Below are 14,480 nucleotides of genomic sequence, written 5' to 3' on the forward strand. Positions count from 1 at the left end.
TCGCTTCGGCCTCGTGGTTCCCAAGTGTCTGCCCCCGCGCGGGGGCTTCCGGCGCTCCACGATGCCGCTCAACTCGCGAGGGAGTTGGGTCGGGCGGCGTTCTCGAGCCGCATCGCATCAGCCCGCAGCGCACCAGCGGCCGCCCGGTGACCGAGGACCGACGGCGAGCACGGCCGCCAGTACGGCGTGGCTGCGGCCTCAGCGGCGGCGAGGTCGTCCTCCGCCTTCGCGAGCCTCCACAGCTCACGGCAGATCGCGGTGACGAGCTCGGGGGCGAGTCCGTCGGGAGCGGCGGTCATCGCCGGCCTCCTGCAGCTGCGCGCGGCAGGGGTCGAACCTCGGGAGGTGCGACGGCTGCCATGCAGTGGTGGCAGAGCGCCCCGGTGCTGCTCGGGAACGGGAGCTCCCAGAACATCCGCCAGTCGTGTGCCGGGAGACCGCACGCCGTGGTCGGTGCACCGACCTCGCGGGCATGGTGGCTCCCGAACGGCTGCCAGTTGCCGGCACCGTCGGCGGAACGCTCGATCCGGCCGTGACGGGCAGACACGAAGTAGCGCGGCAGAGCCCGGGATTCGGGTCGAGACGTGACGCTCATGGATGCCTCCGGAAGGACTGCGATGATCTGCGTCCAACGCTACGAAGGCATGGCGTGCGTCACATCACCCTGCAGTGGTCACTCCGCCATCCCCCGGGGGCATCCACCCCCGCGAGAGGCGCCCCGGCTACGCCGATCAGTCCGGGGCGGTCCCGGCGGCACGGGCGATCGCCTGCGCGCGGTTGGTCACGCCGAGCTTGCGGAGAATCTGCTTCACGTGTGACTTGACGGTGTCCTCGGCGATGACCAGCCTTGAGGCGATGGCGCGGTTGGTCGCTCCGCCGACCACCAGGTCGAGAACCTCGACCTCGCGCGCCGTCAGCTCGGCGAGCACCCTCAACCGCGCCGGGGTGATCTCCCGCGGCCGGGGAACCGCTCCGAGCGCCTCCGGGAGCGAGCGGACCGCGTTCTCGAGAACGGAGCCGACCTCGGCGCGCTGGGCGTCGATGCGCTCCATCAGCACCAGCCGCTCGTGAAGCCGGGCGAGACCTTCGGCGAACGCACCGAGGACGTCGCGGTCGACGTCGCTCGCCCGACGCTGCGTGGGGAAGTGGTCGCAGTGGAAGAACCCCACGACCGTGCCCCGTGAGATCAGCGGCGCGACGACGTAGGACTGGGATTGTCCAGACTCGACGATGATGTCGCGATGCACGGGCGCGGTCGTAGTGTCGAGGACCAGCGCCGGTCGGCGTTCGGTCAGCAGGCGCGCCTCGGGCGTGTGTCCGTGGAGCGGGATCGCCTGATCGATCCAGTCGTCGAACCACGACGCGTCGGCGGCGGCGAAGTATGCCTTCCGCGGCAGCCACATCCCCTGGTCGACCCGCGAGATCGTCGCCCTGCCGAAGTCACAGCGGCTGACCAGCTCTTGGCAGACAGCGTCGACGAGATCCTGCGAGTTCGGGATGCCGCGGAGGCGGGCGAGACTGTCGGCGCATTCGCCGAGCCGCCGGTTCCGCAGGACGAGCTCCTCCTGCTGGAGGTCGAGCGCTAGCACCTGGAGGTCCAGGGCAAGGAGGTAGAGATCACGGGCGCGAGCGGCGTCCGTCTCGGCGTCGGCCCGGGCCTCGGAGACGCAGGACCGCGCGAGCGTCGCCACCCGGTCGGGAGTGACCTCGAGCTGGGGAGTCCCCGGCATCAGGTCCTCGGCGCGCACACTGAGCGCCTCACTCACCAGGCCCGTCAGCTCGACAGCCCGGCTGCGGTGGTGTCCGCTGACCCGGCTGCGGCCGGGCCGTGCCGTCGGCGCGAACACTGCGGTCCGGGGCGGGGCAAGGTCGACGCTCATCTCGAGACCCCCAGGTTGTTGCCGTCGCGGAGGTACTTCGCGATCGCCTCTGCCCGGTTGCCCACGTGCATCTTGCGGAGAATGTGCTTCACGTGCGACTTCACTGTCGTCTCGGAGACCGTCAGCCTGTCTGCGATAGCGGCGTTCGTGGCTCCCGAGACGAGGAGGGCGAAGACCTCGCGCTCACGAGCCGTGAGCCCGTCGTGCGCCAGGGGCTCCTCCGCGCGGTGCGACGTTGCGATCGGCTCGGGGGGGCGGGGCGCGAGCGACACGGGGGCGTCGGCGATGGCGGCGACGGCACGCTCGGCCGCCGCAAGGGCATCCGCGATCAGGTGGCGCTGCTTCGCGAGCGCCTCGACGAGCGCCATCCGCTCCAGGATCAGGCCGACCCCATCGGCGAACGCCCGCAGCGTCACCCGATCGGCCTCTGCAAGTCGTCGTCCCGATGCCGCCGCGTCCGCGTGCAGCAGGCCGACCACGGCCTCGCCGGACACGACTGGCGCGACGATGTAGGACTGGCACTCCGCGACTGAAAGCAGCGGCGGGAACGTCCGGGTCTCCTCTGCGGCATCGGTGACGAGGGCCGTGACCCGCCGCCGGACGATCTCGGCCTCGATCGAACCGTTGGACAACGTGAACCGGCTGCCGTGGACCAGCTGACCGAACGCAACGGTAGCTGCACTGCCGGGGTCGGTCGTGTACCACGTCGCGGGCACCCAGGAGGACTCCTCGACACGGGAGAAGAGGACGCGGTCGAAGTCGCCGGCCCAGCACAGCTCGGAGGGGACGGCACGCATCACGTCGGTGAGGGTCGCGCCTGCCTGGACGTGGTCGAGTGCGAGGTTGACCCGACGGGCCGCGAGAAGCGGCGCCGGCAACAGCTTCTCGGTGACGGCGTTCATCGCCCTCTCGGTCGCGGCGAAAAGCTCATCGAGCTTTCCCAGCTCGTCGTCACCGGAAGCGAGCGGCTCCGCCAGTCGGAGATCGTCCAGGCCAGGTGCCGCCGGCGGCAGCGCGGCTGTCGCCAGCATCGCGCGTAGTTTCGCGTCGACGATCTCCCGGCGGAGGGCCACGGCGTTTGCCTCGACCTCAAGCGGAGCCGGATACAGCTGCAAAGTACCCATCTTGTATCAACACCCCATGCATCAATGATTTCCTCACATTTACTTCCGTCCTTCATCGTGACCTCCGCCACATCCCCTGTCAAGGCCTGCGCCGCCCGGATTACGCCTGGCCGCACCGTCCGGACGTCGCCGCCGCCGATCGCGAACGCATTGCTCCGTCAAGTTACGTGTGGTTTACTTCACGCTGGACTGGCCCATCAGACCACTGGGTTCGAGCAGGCACAGGAGGTGACCGATGACACGCGTAGATGCTCCAGAGAAGGTCAAGGACGCGTCGGCTGCGCGGCGGTCGCACGAGCGCCCTTCGGCTCGTCTGAGCGTTGCCCGTCCTGCAGTGCCGCGCGGGTTGGCGATATTCATTGCCGCGACAATCTTGGCCGCTGGGCTGGGTGCCGTGGCCGGATGGGCTCCCTGGAAGCCCACTTCTCCCCCGGCCGGGTCGGCGTCGACGGCGGCCGCGCAGGCACGCGACGAGGCGGCCGAGGCCGCGACGGATGCGCTGCTGGCGTTCAACACCATCGACCACGCTCGGATGGACGAGACCATCCAGCGATGGCTGGAGGTCTCCGGCGGCGAACTGCGGCAGCAGGTGCGCAAGGACCGGGCCGGGATCCGCGCCCGCGCCGTGCGCACCGCAGCAGACACCTCCGCAACCGTGCTCGAGACCGCGATCTCGTCGTTCGACCACGGAGCCGGACGAGCCACTGTCCTAGGGGTGCTCGAAGTGCGCACCCAACCCGCCCGCGGTGAGCCCACGGTTCGCGTGGTGAGGTTCCGCGTCCTGGTGCAGCACCTGGGTTCGGCCTGGAAGGTCACCTTCCTCGAGGCCCTGCGGGTGCCGGCATGACCCGGGTCTCCAGCCGGATCCGGGTCCGGATCGCAATCGCGACGACGCTCCTCGCCGGCGGCGCCGCGGGATACACCGCCGCCGTCGCCCTGGGCCCCCATGAGCCGGGAACGTCGAGCAACGCCAACGAGGCCTTCGCCGACGGGGCCGCCACCGAGAGCTTGATGGAGGACGTGACCGCATCCGCGACAGCGGTGTTCACGATCCGGCCTGACGCCGTGGGGGCAACCCGGCGTCAGGCCCGCAGGTTCCTGGTCGGCGACGCGGTGGAGCAGTACGACCAGCTGTACGGCGGCTACCTGCGGCAGGCAGAGAAGCAGGGCCTGACCCTCGAGACAGTGGTTCAGGCGGTCGGTGTGACCTGGCTCAATGGCGACCAGGCCAGGCTCCTGCTCCTCGCCGACCAGGCGGGCGTGACCGCATCCGGACAGTCCGGCACGGGCGCGGCCCAGCTCGTCCTCGAGGCCAGGCGGATCGACGAGCAGTGGAAGATCGAGTCGATCACGCTGATCTGAGTCAGCGGCCATCGTCCCAGGAACCAGCGAGGCGGACCTCAGGCCAGCGCCAGGCGCAGGTCGTCGCGAGCCGCTGCGTACTGCTTCGCGAGCCGGTCCACCAGGGTGCGGACGTCGGGGATGTCCCGGACTGCCGAGACGCTGTGACCGGCACTCCACACCGCGGGGCTCGCCGTGAGCCGGTCCTGTTGGAAGTCACCAGCAACGACCGCTTCGTCGCTCCGCTGCTCCAGCCACTCCGCGAGGAGGCTCGCCGGCAACCCGCCCACCTCGGAGCTGAGCCGGACGTCGTCCATCGTCGAGCGGACGAGGGCCTCGCGGTACGCCGCCGAGGCCAGGCTCTCGCGCGTGGCGATGAAGTGGGTGCCCATGTAGGACAGGTCGGCCCCGAGCACCTCGGCCGCCAGCACCGACCGGCCGTCGGAGATACCACCAGCCGCCACGATCGTCCCGTCGAAGATGTCTCGCACGGCGCGCACGAAGGCAAACGGGTTGGCCTGACCGGTCTGCCCGCCGGCGCCTGCCGTCAGCAGGACCAGCCCATCCACGCCGACGGCGATCGCCTTCTCCGCCTGACGGAGGGTGGCGACGTCCGCGTAGACCGCGCAGCCCGCACCGTGCAGGCGGTCCATCACAGCAGCCGGCGAGCCGACGCTGGTGATCACCAGCTCGACGTGGTGCGCGACCAGCCGGTCGAGGTCCGAGGCGAGCCGCTCATTCGTCGGATGGACGACCAGGTTCGGAGCCACCGGCGCCGCAGGGCCGTGCGAGAGCTCGTCCGACATCTGGCCCAGCCACGTGTCGAGCTCGTCGACCGTGCTCGCGTTATGGGTCGGGAAGGAGCCGATGACGCCGCTGCGGCACGCTGCGACCACCAGTTCGGGCCCGGAGACCCCTGTCATCGGGGCCGCGATCAGCGGCAGTGCCAAGCGCTCCGTCAGCGCCGGTGCGAGGACCATCCGAACCTCCCATGACTTCCAGCACCATCGCCCAGAAGTAAATCTCGTGGAGCGCACCATTCGTGCGCTAGTCTCGGGATGGCTCCCCGGACTATGATTCTAAGTAAATCATGAGTAACCAGGCCGGGGCAACCCGTCGATGTTATCGTTGCCATCGGCCGGCCGATCGGAGGGAGCATGACCGAGCAGCTCAGGCGCGCGCCGCTCAAGCGGACCCCGCGGCCGCGTGATCGCAAGCAGCAGATCGTGAACTCCGCCGGCCACCTCTTCTACCGCCATGGATTCCACAATGTCGGCACCGGCCAGATCGCCGAGTCGGTGGGCATCACGGCCGGCGCGCTGTACCGCCACTTCAAGGGCAAGCAGGACCTTCTCAGTCATGCGCTGACCGACGCCTTCACCCAGGCGACGAGCGTGGTCCTGGACGCATCGACCGACGATCTGCACGAGATGGTTGCAGGCCTCGCGGTGACCGCCGGCGAACGCCGTTATCTCGGCGTCCTCTGGAACCGCGAGGCGCGCTTCCTCGACGACGAAGTGCGGGTCGAGATGCGGAAGCGGTTCTTCGGCTTCGTTGCCGAGTTCACGCGCCGGCTCGCGGCGACCCGACCGGGGATCTCCGACGCGGACGCCGACCTCTTGTCCTGGTGCGCGCTCGGCGTGCTCACCAGCCCGTCCTACCACCGGACCGAGATGGACTCCGCGGCGATGGTCGACCTGCTGGAACGGATGACGCTCGCCGTGTGCACGACCCCGCTCCAACTGGCCCCGCAAGGTCCGGAGCACGCGGCCGCGGCTCCCGGCCTCCTCCCGCACGGGCGCCGCGAGGCGATCCTCGCCGCGGCGACCCGGCTCTTCCACAAGTCGGGCTACCAGGCGGTTTCGATGGAGGACGTCGGGGCTGCCGTCGGGATCAGCGGTGCTGGCGTCTACAAATACTTCCCGCGGAAGGCCGACCTGCTCTCGGCCGTGATCGCCAGGGCCTCCGAACCGCTCCACCTCGGACTCACCCGTGCACTCGGCCGCTCCGCCGACGCATCAGAAGGCCTGGCCAACGTCCTCGATGCGTACGTCGAGTTCGCCCTGCTGCACCACGACCTGGTGGGCATCTTGGTGGCCGAGGTGTCCAACCTGCCGGAAGAGCACCGGCGGGACGTGCGCCGGGCGCAACACGACTATGTCTCGGAGTGGATCCGCCTGCTCAGGGAGACCCGCACCGACCTCGACGAGCGGCAGGCCCGGTTCGTCGTACACGCCGTCCTCACCGTGGTCAACGACGTGACCCGGACCCGGCACCTCGCCCGGCGACCGGGTGTCGAGGACGATCTGCGCTCGATCTGCCGAAGGATCCTCGCGGTCGACCTGACCTGACCCCGTCAGCGGTCGCGGAACGCCTCGAACGCGTGCTGGGCCTTCGACGAGCCGAGCACCATCGCCTGGCTCAGTGCTTCGAGCTCCAACGCGGACGGGAACGACCCGCTCGCGCCCTCGTGGATCAACCGCTTCGTCAGTGAGACCGCCAGGCGCGACTCCGCCGCGATGCGATGCGCCATGCTCAGCGCCTGCGCACGCGCCCCGTCGGGGGTGTCGACGACGACGTTCACCAGGCCGAGCTCGTAGGCCGTCAGCGCGTCGATCTCGTCAGCCAGCAGCATCAACGCCTTGGCGCGTTGCAGGCCGACGATCCGCGGCAGCAGATAGGCACCCCCGAAGTCGGGCACCACCCCACGACGCAGGAACACCTGGCAGAACCGCGCGCTGCGCGAGGCGACAACCAGGTCGCAGCCGATGGCCAGGTTGAAGGCGCCGCCGTACGCGATGCCGGAGACGGCGGCGATGACGGGGAGCGGGCTGTCCCACAGCGCACGCGTTGCCCGCTGGTAGGCCCGCATGAAACGGATCATCCCGTCGTCGTCGACGCTTGCGTGTGCCGCGAGCACGCCTTCGGCATCGCCGCCGGCGGAGAAGTGCTCTCCGGCGCCCGTCAGAACCAACGCCTGGACGCCATCGTCGCGCTCGGCGCGCAGGATCTCGTCGTGGAGCGCGTTGACGGTCGACTCGGCCAGTGCGTTGAGGCGCATCGGTCCGTTCATGGTGAGGATCCGGACCGGACCGTCGTCGATCACGTCGATGGTCGTCGTCATGGGTGGGTCTCGCTCTCCAGAAGGGCTACGGGGACGTCCACGAGCCGGGACCGCAGATACTCGCCCAGACCCTTGGCCTGGGGATCGGGCCGGGTTGAAGCCGCCACACCTGTGCCGAGCAGCCCGACGATGACGATGTTCACCGCATGGAGGTTGGGGAGCTCCCAGCGCTGGATCCCGAGACCAGCCGCCTCCGGCAACAGCTCGCGGATCCGGTCCTCGGTGAGGTAGTCGCGCATCCAGGCGAACGCCTCCGGGCTCCGGGTCCACAGACCCACGTTCGCGTTCCCGCCCTTGTCTCCGGACCGGGCGGCACAGACGGACCCGAGTGGCATCCTCCGCGTCGGGCCCGCAGTGGGCCGCTCCGGAGCAGGCGCGGGCGACGGCGTCGCCTGCAGCTCGGCCGTCGGACCGTGGGGGACGACCGACGCCCTGCCGTCCGGGAGAACGACCCGGTGGGTGACGGCCTCCACCGGCACCAGGGCCGGCCAGTAGACGCCGTACGCGCTCTCCGAGGTCGGAGGCGTCGTGGTGTGGAAGCCCGGGTAGCCGGCGACCGCGAGCTCCATGGTCGCGTTCGCGAAGCGGCGGCCGACCCGGGACGGGTCCGCATCCTTGACCGTGATCCGGAGGTGTGCCGTGGCCTCCTCGTTCGCTGACGCGTCTACCCGGTCGAACCGCAGGAGGCGGACGTCGACCTCGTCGAACTGGTCCTCACCGCCGAGGACGTCGAAGAGCTGTGCCCGGGCCCACGCGGCCTTCTCCTCGATGTCCAGCCCGGTGAGCACCAAGGTCATCGTGTTGCGGTACCCGCCCAGGTAGTTGACGGCGACCTTCAGCGTCGGCGGCGGCGGCGTCCCGGTGGCACCGGAGATGAGCACCCGGTCCGGGCCCACCTGCTCGAGGTGGACGGTGTCGAAGTGGGCGACCACATCCGGATTGACGTACGCCGGCGGGCCGATCTCGTAGAGGAGCTGGGCCGTGACGGTGCCGGGCGAGACCAGGCCGCCCGTGCCGGAGTGCTTGGTGATGACGCTGCTGCCGTCGGCGTCGACCTCGGCGATCGGGAAGCCGGGATAGCGGCGGTCCGTCACCTCGCGGAACCACGCGTAGTTGCCACCGGTCGCCTGTGGGCCGCACTCGATCACGTGCCCAGCGGCGACCGCGCCCGCGAGGGCATCGTAGTCGGTGCGGGACCAGCCGTGCCACCACGCAGCCGGGCCGACGACCAGCGAGGCGTCGGTGACCCGCGGGCAGACGACGATGTCCGCCCCCGCGGCCAGAGCCTCCGCTATCCCCCACCCGCCCAGGTAGGCGTTGGCCGTGACCGGCTTGGTCCCGGCGTCCTCCAACGTCTGACCCGTGTCGATGTTCGCGAGCGGGTGGCCCGCGGCGACGAGGTCGGTCAACCGGTCGGAGAGGTCATCGCCCTCGACATGCGCGATCCTCGGAGCGACCCCCAGCCGGGAGGCGAGGCTCGAGAGCTCCGCGGCGAGCCCCCCGGGGTTCAGGCCGCCGGCGTTGGCGACCACCTTGATGCCGCGATCCAGGCAGGTGCCGAGCACCTGCTCCATCTGCGTGAGGAACGTCTTCGCGTAGCCGGCGGCGGGGTCCTTCTGGCGCGCCTTCCACAAGATCAGCATGGTCAGCTCGGCGAGGTAGTCGCCGGTCAGCACGTCGATGGGCCCGCCCTCGACCATGTCGCGGGCGGCATTCAGGCGGTCGCCGTAGAAGCCTGAGCAGTTGGCGATCCGTACCGGACGTCGCGAGGTCACGAGACCCTCCGGCTGCGAGTCAGGGGCGCCCGGCCCGGGCCGGGAGCGCCGGCGAACGCCTGCGCGATGGTCAGCCACTCGGTCGCGACCGGCCCGTGAGCAACGAGCTGGGTGTCGTCGAGGTGTCGCCGCTGGGTGACCACCAGGCAGAAGTCGAGGGCGTCACCCTCGACCCGGTTCGCGGCCGAGGGCTCCCCCCACTGCCACACGTCGCCGTCGGGCGCCGTGAGTACGACGTGGACGGGCTCGAGCGGCACTGTCCGCCCGCGGAGCTGGAAGCTGAACCCGCGGGTCTGCACGCCGAGGTGGGCGACGTGCCGCAGGCGGATAGTCGGGGTCCGCTCGACCCCGAACGTGTCCAGCACGTCCTGGGCGTGCGCCCAGGTCTCCATCAACCGGGCGGTGAGGCAGGTGGTGATGCTCATGTCCGGCCCGTACCACGGCATCCTCGCCTTCCCGTCGAGCGACACGAACGTCGTGATCAGCTCAAGGCGTGCGGCTCGGTACCAGGCGCTGAGCTCGGTCACCGGAGTGGTCCGGAACCGCTCCGCGACGATGTCCGGGAAGCCCGGACCGAGGGCGATCAGGCGGGCGGCGTCTGCCCGGAACCGGTCCGGGTCGGTGGCTGCGAGCACGGCCGCCTCGTCGAAGAACGCGAGGTGGCCGACCTGGTCCCGCACCGCCCAGCCGGCGGCGGGCGTCTGCGTCTCCCAGTCGTCGACGGCCAGGTCGGCCAGGAAGTCGTCCAGAACGGCGGTCTCCGCCACCAGGTCGGACAGGAGGTCGTTCACCGTCGTCATCATCGTCCCTTCCATTGAGGTGGACGCTTGTCACGGAAGGCTGCCGGCCCTTCCTGGGCGTCCTCGCTGAGGTACACCGGCTCCCAGATCCGCTCGGCCTCGCCATACGCCCGGGCGAGTGGCAGCTCCGCCACCAGCCGCACCGTGCGCTTGGCCGCCCGGACCGACAGCGGCGCGTTCGCGGCGATGCGCTCGCCGAGCCGCTGCACGGTCTCGTTCAGCTGGCCCGCGGGGACGACGTCGTTGACGAGTCCGATCTCGCGCGCACGCTCGGCCGAGATCGGGTCACCGGTAAGGAGGATCTGCATGGCCACCCGGGGTGGGATCATCCACGGCAGCGGTGCCGCCCAGGGCGCACCCCGGCCGACCTTGACCTCGCTGATCGCGAACCTCGCGTGGTCCGCCGCGATCGCCAGGTCGCAGGTCTGCGCCAGCAGGAATCCGCCAGCGAGGGCAACGCCGTTCACAGCTGCGATCGTCGGCTTGTCGACGGTGAGGTTGCGCCCGGGCTGGGGGACGAAGTCAGGCGGCGGGACCCGCAGCGCGTTGTCCGCCATCTCCTTCAGGTCACCACCTGCACAGAACGCCTTCTCGCCGGACCCGGTGAGCGCCAGGACCTTCGCGCTGTCGTCGTCGTTGAAGCGCCGAAAGCCGGCGAACAGTCCGTCGCGGACGGCCTTGTTGAGCGCGTTGTGCGCCTCCGGACGGTTGATGGTGAGCCAGGCAACCCCGTTGACGACCCGGTACGTCACCGGCTCCGTGACGACGTCGGTGGTCACGAGGGCTCCTCGACAACGGCGAGCACGGCGCCGAGATCAACGGTCTGGCCAGTGGTCACCCGGATCTCGGTGACGATGCCGTCCGTCGGAGCCGCGATCGTGTGCTCCATCTTCATGGCCTCGAGCACCAGGATCGTGGTGCCCTCGGCGACGCGCGCGCCCTCCTCGACTGAGACGCGCACGACGGTTCCGGGCATCGGGGCGAGCAGCGAACCAGGGGCGTTGAGGGAACCCGGCTCGGGGAACCGTGCCGTCTCCGCAAGCGTCGTGCTGCCCAGCGCGCTGTCGACGTAGGCGACCTCGGCGACGCGGCGCACGGCACAGGTCCGTCGTACGCCGGCGACCGTGAGGTCGACACGTTGCGGGGACGCCTCGTGCAGCACGGCGTCCAGGGCCTCTCCGGCAACCTCGGCGCGCAAGCCGCCCCGCGTCAGGCGGTAGCGCACTGCGACGTCCTCGCCCTCGACCTCGAACGACGTCTCCTGCCATCCGCTGGGGACATTGCGCCATCCCGAAGGCAGGGTGCCGAGCACCCGCGCTTCGGCGCGGTGCGTGGCCTGGGCGGCGAGCGCGGCCGCCAGCGTGTGCACCGGCACGATCGACGCGCCGCGTCCGGCACGGGCGAGCGCGAGCGGGTCGTGCCGGGTGAGGTAGCCGGTGTCGATGGTTCCGGCGGCGAACTCCGGCTCCCGCAGGATCCCCACCAGCAGCTCGCGGTTGGTCACCACGCCGTGCAGGGAGCTCTCCGAGAGCGCCCGGGCCAAGCGGCGGCGGGCCTCGTCACGGGTGGCTCCGTATGCGATCACCTTGGCCAGCATCGGGTCGTAGTGGACGCCGACCTCCGAACCCTCCGAAACTCCCGCGTCGACCCGGATGCCCGGGAGGTCCGGCACGGTGAAGCCGTGGACGGTGCCGGTCGCCGGTAGGAAGCCCGCCGCGACGTCCTCGGCGTACAGGCGGACCTCGATCGCGTGGCCGGTGATCGAGGCGTCGAGCGCCTCGTCCGGCAGCGGGTTCCCCTCGGCGACGTGGAGCTGGAGTCGCACGAGATCAAGGCCCGTGACCAGCTCGGTGACCGGATGCTCCACCTGAAGCCGGGTGTTGACCTCGAGGAAGTAGAACCGACCATCGGCGCCCATGACGAACTCGGCGGTGCCGGCGCCGACATACCCGATGGCCTTGCCCGCGGCTACCGCCGCGCTGCCGAGCTCCTCGCGCAGCGCCCCGTCCACGATCGGAGACGGAGCCTCCTCGATGATCTTCTGGTATCGCCGCTGGATCGAGCACTCGCGCTCGAAGAAGTGAACGACGTTGCCCTGGGTATCGGCGAAGATCTGAACCTCGATGTGGCGGGGAGCGTCGAGGTAGCGCTCGAGGAAGACGGTCCCGTCCCCGAAGGCGGTGACGGCCTCGCGCCGAGCGCCCTCGACAGCTTCGACGAGCCCGGCCTCTTCGCGGACGATCCGCATCCCGCGTCCGCCACCCCCGAAGGCCGCCTTCACCAGGACCGGATAGCCGATATCATCGGCGACTCGTGCCGACAGGGCCGACGCGTCGATCTCGGCGTCCGTGTCGATGGTGATTCCCGGCAGCACCGGTACGCCCGCCGCAGCCATGGTCTTCTTCGCCTCGATCTTCGAGCCCATGCTCTCGATCGCCTCGGGCGGCGGGCCGACGAAGGTGATCCCGGCGTCGGCACACGCACGCGCGAACCCCGCGTTCTCCGAGAGGAATCCGTAGCCGGGGTGGATGGCGTCCGCTCCGGTGACCCGAGCCGCCTCGAGCACGAGGTCGGCCCGGAGGTAGGTGTCGGCCGGGGCCGTACCGGGCAGGTGCACGGCCTCATCGGCCTCGCGCACGAAGTCAGCGTCCGCGTCCGCGTCCGAGTACACGGCCACGCACGGGATATCCATCTCGCGAGCGGTGCGGATGACACGTGATGCGATCTCGCCACGGTTGGCGATGAGGAGCTTGGTGATAGTCGTCATGGAGTTCGCTCTCACATTCGGAAGACGCCGTAGCCGCGCTGGCCCGCGATGGTCTGGGAGTGGACCGCCGACAGGCACATGCCCAGGACGGTCCGGGTGTCGCGGGGGTCGATGACCCCGTCGTCGTAGATCCGGGCACTGGTGAAGAAGGAGTGGGACTCGGCTTCGATCTGCTCCTCGATCTCTCGCGTACGACGGGCGTCGGCATCGGCGTCGAACTCGCGGCCCGCCGCCTCGGCGGCCTGGCGGCCGACGATGGAGAGCACGCCCGCGAGCTGCTGCGCGCCCATCACCGCGAGCTTCGCGTTGACCCAGCTGAACATGAACCGTGGGTCGAACGCCCGCCCGGACATGCCGTAGTTGCCGGCGCCGAACGACGCGCCGAGGTTGATCGTGATGTGCGGGACCTTGCTGTTGGTCACCGCGTTGATCATCTTGGCGCCGTCCTTGATGATGCCGCCCTGCTCGTAGGACTTGCCGACCATGAACCCGGTGCAGTTCTGCAGGAAGATCAGCGGGATGTCCAGCTGGTTGGCCAGGAGGATGAACTCCGTGCCCTTCTGGGCCTCCTCGCTGAAGAGCACGCCCCGGGAATTGACCAGGATGCCCACGGGGTAGCCGTGGATCGAGGCCCAGCCGGTCATCAGGGCGGTGCCGTAACCGGGCTTGTACTCGCCGAATCGCGACCCGTCGACCACTCGCGCGAGGACCTCGCGCGGGTCCACGGGGACCCGGAAGTCCGCCGCGGCGATGCCGAGCAGCTCGTCCTCGTCGTACAGGGGCGCGTCTGCGGGGAGCGATGGACCGGGACCGAGCTTGCGCCAGTTGACCTCGGACATGATCCGCCGGCCGATCCGGATCGCGTCGCGCTCGTCGACGGCGAAGTGGTCGCCCAGGCCCGAGACCCGGGAGTGCATGTCGGCGCCGCCGAGCTCCTCGTCGTCGGACTCCTCTCCGGTGGCCATCTTCACCAGCGGCGGACCGCCGAGGAACACCTTGGCCTGGCGGTCGACCAGGACGGCGTAGTCGCACATGCCCGGCACGTAGGCGCCACCAGCGGTCGAGTTGCCGAAGACCAGGGCGAGCGTGGGGATGCCCATGCCGGACAGCTCGCTGATCCCCTGGAAGATCTTGCCCGCGTTGACGAACAGCTCCGACTGGGTCGGCAGGTCGGCACCGCCCGACTCCACCAGGTTGATGACCGGGAGCCGGTTGCGCTTGGCGATGTCGAGGGCGCGGAGGTTCTTGCGCAACGTGTACGGGTTCATCGTGCCGCCGCGCACCGTCGGGTCGTGCGCGATGATGACGCACTCCACCCCGGACACCACACCCAGACCGGTCACGATGCTCGCGCCGACCGTGAAGCTGGTGCCCCAGGCGGCAAGCGAGGAGAACTCGAGGAACGGTGCGTCGCGGTCGACGAGAAGCTCGATGCGCTCTCGAGCGAGTAGGCGGCCCCGCGCGCGGTGGCGCGCTGCGTACTTCTCGCCCCCGCCTGCCAGAACCAGCTCCAGCTGGCCGTCGAGCTCGGCCAGGGCGGCCTCCTGCGCGGCGCGGTTGGCCGTGTAGGCCTCTCCGCTCGCGTCCAAAGTCGATCTCAGCGTCGTCAACGCTTCTCTCCTATCGCGGCTCCGTGGTGCCCGTCGCGGCGTTCACAACCCGGCGCCGC

14 protein-coding genes are annotated in these 14,480 nt (G+C 70.1%); 3 read left to right on the forward strand and 11 right to left on the reverse strand.

Annotated features, from left to right (window positions below; genetic code table 11):
- Nucleotides 1-68 precede the first annotated feature (68 nt).
- From D0Z08_RS01105 to D0Z08_RS01120, 4 genes are all read right to left on the reverse strand, one after another.
- Complete coding sequence (locus D0Z08_RS01105; protein WP_118921817.1) at nt 69-299, reverse strand: hypothetical protein; 231 nt, start codon at nt 297-299, stop codon at nt 69-71.
- A complete protein-coding gene (locus D0Z08_RS01110; RefSeq protein ID WP_118921819.1) occupies nt 296-595 on the reverse strand; it encodes a hypothetical protein in 300 nt (99 codons plus the stop codon). The genes D0Z08_RS01105 and D0Z08_RS01110 overlap by 4 nt, the downstream gene beginning before the upstream one ends.
- Before the next feature lie 136 nt (nt 596-731).
- Nucleotides 732-1,880 carry a LuxR C-terminal-related transcriptional regulator gene (locus D0Z08_RS33330; protein ID WP_118921821.1) on the reverse strand — a complete coding sequence of 383 codons (1,149 nt, stop codon included), beginning with the start codon at nt 1,878-1,880 and terminating at the stop codon, nt 732-734.
- Nucleotides 1,877-2,953, reverse strand: a complete 1,077-nt coding sequence (locus D0Z08_RS01120; protein ID WP_220453966.1) for a LuxR C-terminal-related transcriptional regulator — start codon at nt 2,951-2,953, stop codon at nt 1,877-1,879. The genes D0Z08_RS33330 and D0Z08_RS01120 overlap by 4 nt, the downstream gene beginning before the upstream one ends.
- A 445-nt stretch (nt 2,954-3,398) precedes the next feature.
- Between D0Z08_RS01120 and D0Z08_RS01125 the strand changes: the two genes are divergently transcribed.
- Nucleotides 3,399-3,851, forward strand: a complete 453-nt coding sequence (locus D0Z08_RS01125) for a hypothetical protein (RefSeq protein WP_118921825.1) — start codon at nt 3,399-3,401, stop codon at nt 3,849-3,851.
- Entirely contained in the window at nt 3,848-4,366 is a 519-nt protein-coding gene (locus D0Z08_RS01130; protein WP_118921827.1) for a hypothetical protein, read from the forward strand. Before D0Z08_RS01125 ends, D0Z08_RS01130 begins: the two co-directional genes overlap by 4 nt.
- A 38-nt stretch (nt 4,367-4,404) precedes the next feature.
- Here the strand turns inward: D0Z08_RS01130 and D0Z08_RS01135 are convergent, their stop codons facing one another.
- Nucleotides 4,405-5,325, reverse strand: a complete 921-nt coding sequence (locus D0Z08_RS01135; protein ID WP_118921829.1) for an NAD(P)H-dependent flavin oxidoreductase — start codon at nt 5,323-5,325, stop codon at nt 4,405-4,407.
- A 177-nt stretch (nt 5,326-5,502) separates the two neighbouring features.
- On the opposite strand from D0Z08_RS01135, the gene D0Z08_RS01140 reads away from it, so the two are divergent.
- Nucleotides 5,503-6,696, forward strand: a complete 1,194-nt coding sequence (locus D0Z08_RS01140) for a TetR/AcrR family transcriptional regulator (RefSeq protein ID WP_118921831.1) — start codon at nt 5,503-5,505, stop codon at nt 6,694-6,696.
- Between the two features lie 5 nt (nt 6,697-6,701).
- On the opposite strand, the gene D0Z08_RS01145 is transcribed toward D0Z08_RS01140, so the two are convergent.
- Genes D0Z08_RS01145 through D0Z08_RS01170 form a run of 6 tightly spaced genes read right to left on the reverse strand, consistent with a single transcriptional unit; the run spans nt 6,702 to nt 14,412 of the window.
- A complete protein-coding gene (locus D0Z08_RS01145; RefSeq protein ID WP_118921833.1) occupies nt 6,702-7,469 on the reverse strand; it encodes an enoyl-CoA hydratase/isomerase family protein in 768 nt (255 codons plus the stop codon).
- Nucleotides 7,466-9,244 carry an acyclic terpene utilization AtuA family protein gene (locus D0Z08_RS01150; protein ID WP_118921835.1) on the reverse strand — a complete coding sequence of 593 codons (1,779 nt, stop codon included), beginning with the start codon at nt 9,242-9,244 and terminating at the stop codon, nt 7,466-7,468. Before D0Z08_RS01150 ends, D0Z08_RS01145 begins: the two co-directional genes overlap by 4 nt.
- Nucleotides 9,241-10,047 (reverse strand): TIGR03084 family metal-binding protein, encoded by an 807-nt coding sequence (locus D0Z08_RS01155; RefSeq protein ID WP_118921837.1) that lies wholly within the window; start codon nt 10,045-10,047, stop codon nt 9,241-9,243. Before D0Z08_RS01155 ends, D0Z08_RS01150 begins: the two co-directional genes overlap by 4 nt.
- Nucleotides 10,044-10,823: an enoyl-CoA hydratase/isomerase family protein gene (locus D0Z08_RS01160; protein WP_118921839.1), complete on the reverse strand. Its 780-nt coding sequence runs from the start codon at nt 10,821-10,823 to the stop codon at nt 10,044-10,046. Before D0Z08_RS01160 ends, D0Z08_RS01155 begins: the two co-directional genes overlap by 4 nt.
- Nucleotides 10,820-12,811 (reverse strand): ATP-binding protein, encoded by a 1,992-nt coding sequence (locus D0Z08_RS01165; RefSeq protein ID WP_118921841.1) that lies wholly within the window; start codon nt 12,809-12,811, stop codon nt 10,820-10,822. The genes D0Z08_RS01160 and D0Z08_RS01165 overlap by 4 nt, the downstream gene beginning before the upstream one ends.
- Nucleotides 12,812-12,822: 11 nt before the next feature.
- Nucleotides 12,823-14,412: an acyl-CoA carboxylase subunit beta gene (locus D0Z08_RS01170; RefSeq protein WP_220454003.1), complete on the reverse strand. Its 1,590-nt coding sequence runs from the start codon at nt 14,410-14,412 to the stop codon at nt 12,823-12,825.
- Nucleotides 14,413-14,480 lie beyond the last annotated feature (68 nt).

Source organism: Nocardioides immobilis, from assembly GCF_003515065.1.
GTDB lineage: Bacteria > Actinomycetota > Actinomycetes > Propionibacteriales > Nocardioidaceae > Nocardioides > Nocardioides immobilis.

Excerpts from the sequence above, each read along its gene's own strand:
- D0Z08_RS01140 (WP_118921831.1), top strand. The coding sequence starts at position 5,503 with ATGACCGAGCAGCTCAGGCGCGCGCCGCTCAAGCGGACCCCGCGGCCG.
- D0Z08_RS01130 (WP_118921827.1), top strand. The coding sequence starts at position 3,848 with ATGACCCGGGTCTCCAGCCGGATCCGGGTCCGGATCGCAATCGCGACG.
- D0Z08_RS01155 (WP_118921837.1), bottom strand. The coding sequence starts at position 10,047 with ATGATGACGACGGTGAACGACCTCCTGTCCGACCTGGTGGCGGAGACC.
- D0Z08_RS33330 (WP_118921821.1), bottom strand. The coding sequence starts at position 1,880 with ATGAGCGTCGACCTTGCCCCGCCCCGGACCGCAGTGTTCGCGCCGACG.
- D0Z08_RS01135 (WP_118921829.1), bottom strand. The coding sequence starts at position 5,325 with ATGGTCCTCGCACCGGCGCTGACGGAGCGCTTGGCACTGCCGCTGATC.
- D0Z08_RS01105 (WP_118921817.1), bottom strand. The coding sequence starts at position 299 with ATGACCGCCGCTCCCGACGGACTCGCCCCCGAGCTCGTCACCGCGATC.
- D0Z08_RS01145 (WP_118921833.1), bottom strand. The coding sequence starts at position 7,469 with ATGACGACGACCATCGACGTGATCGACGACGGTCCGGTCCGGATCCTC.
- D0Z08_RS01110 (WP_118921819.1), bottom strand. The coding sequence starts at position 595 with ATGAGCGTCACGTCTCGACCCGAATCCCGGGCTCTGCCGCGCTACTTC.
- D0Z08_RS01165 (WP_118921841.1), bottom strand. The coding sequence starts at position 12,811 with ATGACGACTATCACCAAGCTCCTCATCGCCAACCGTGGCGAGATCGCA.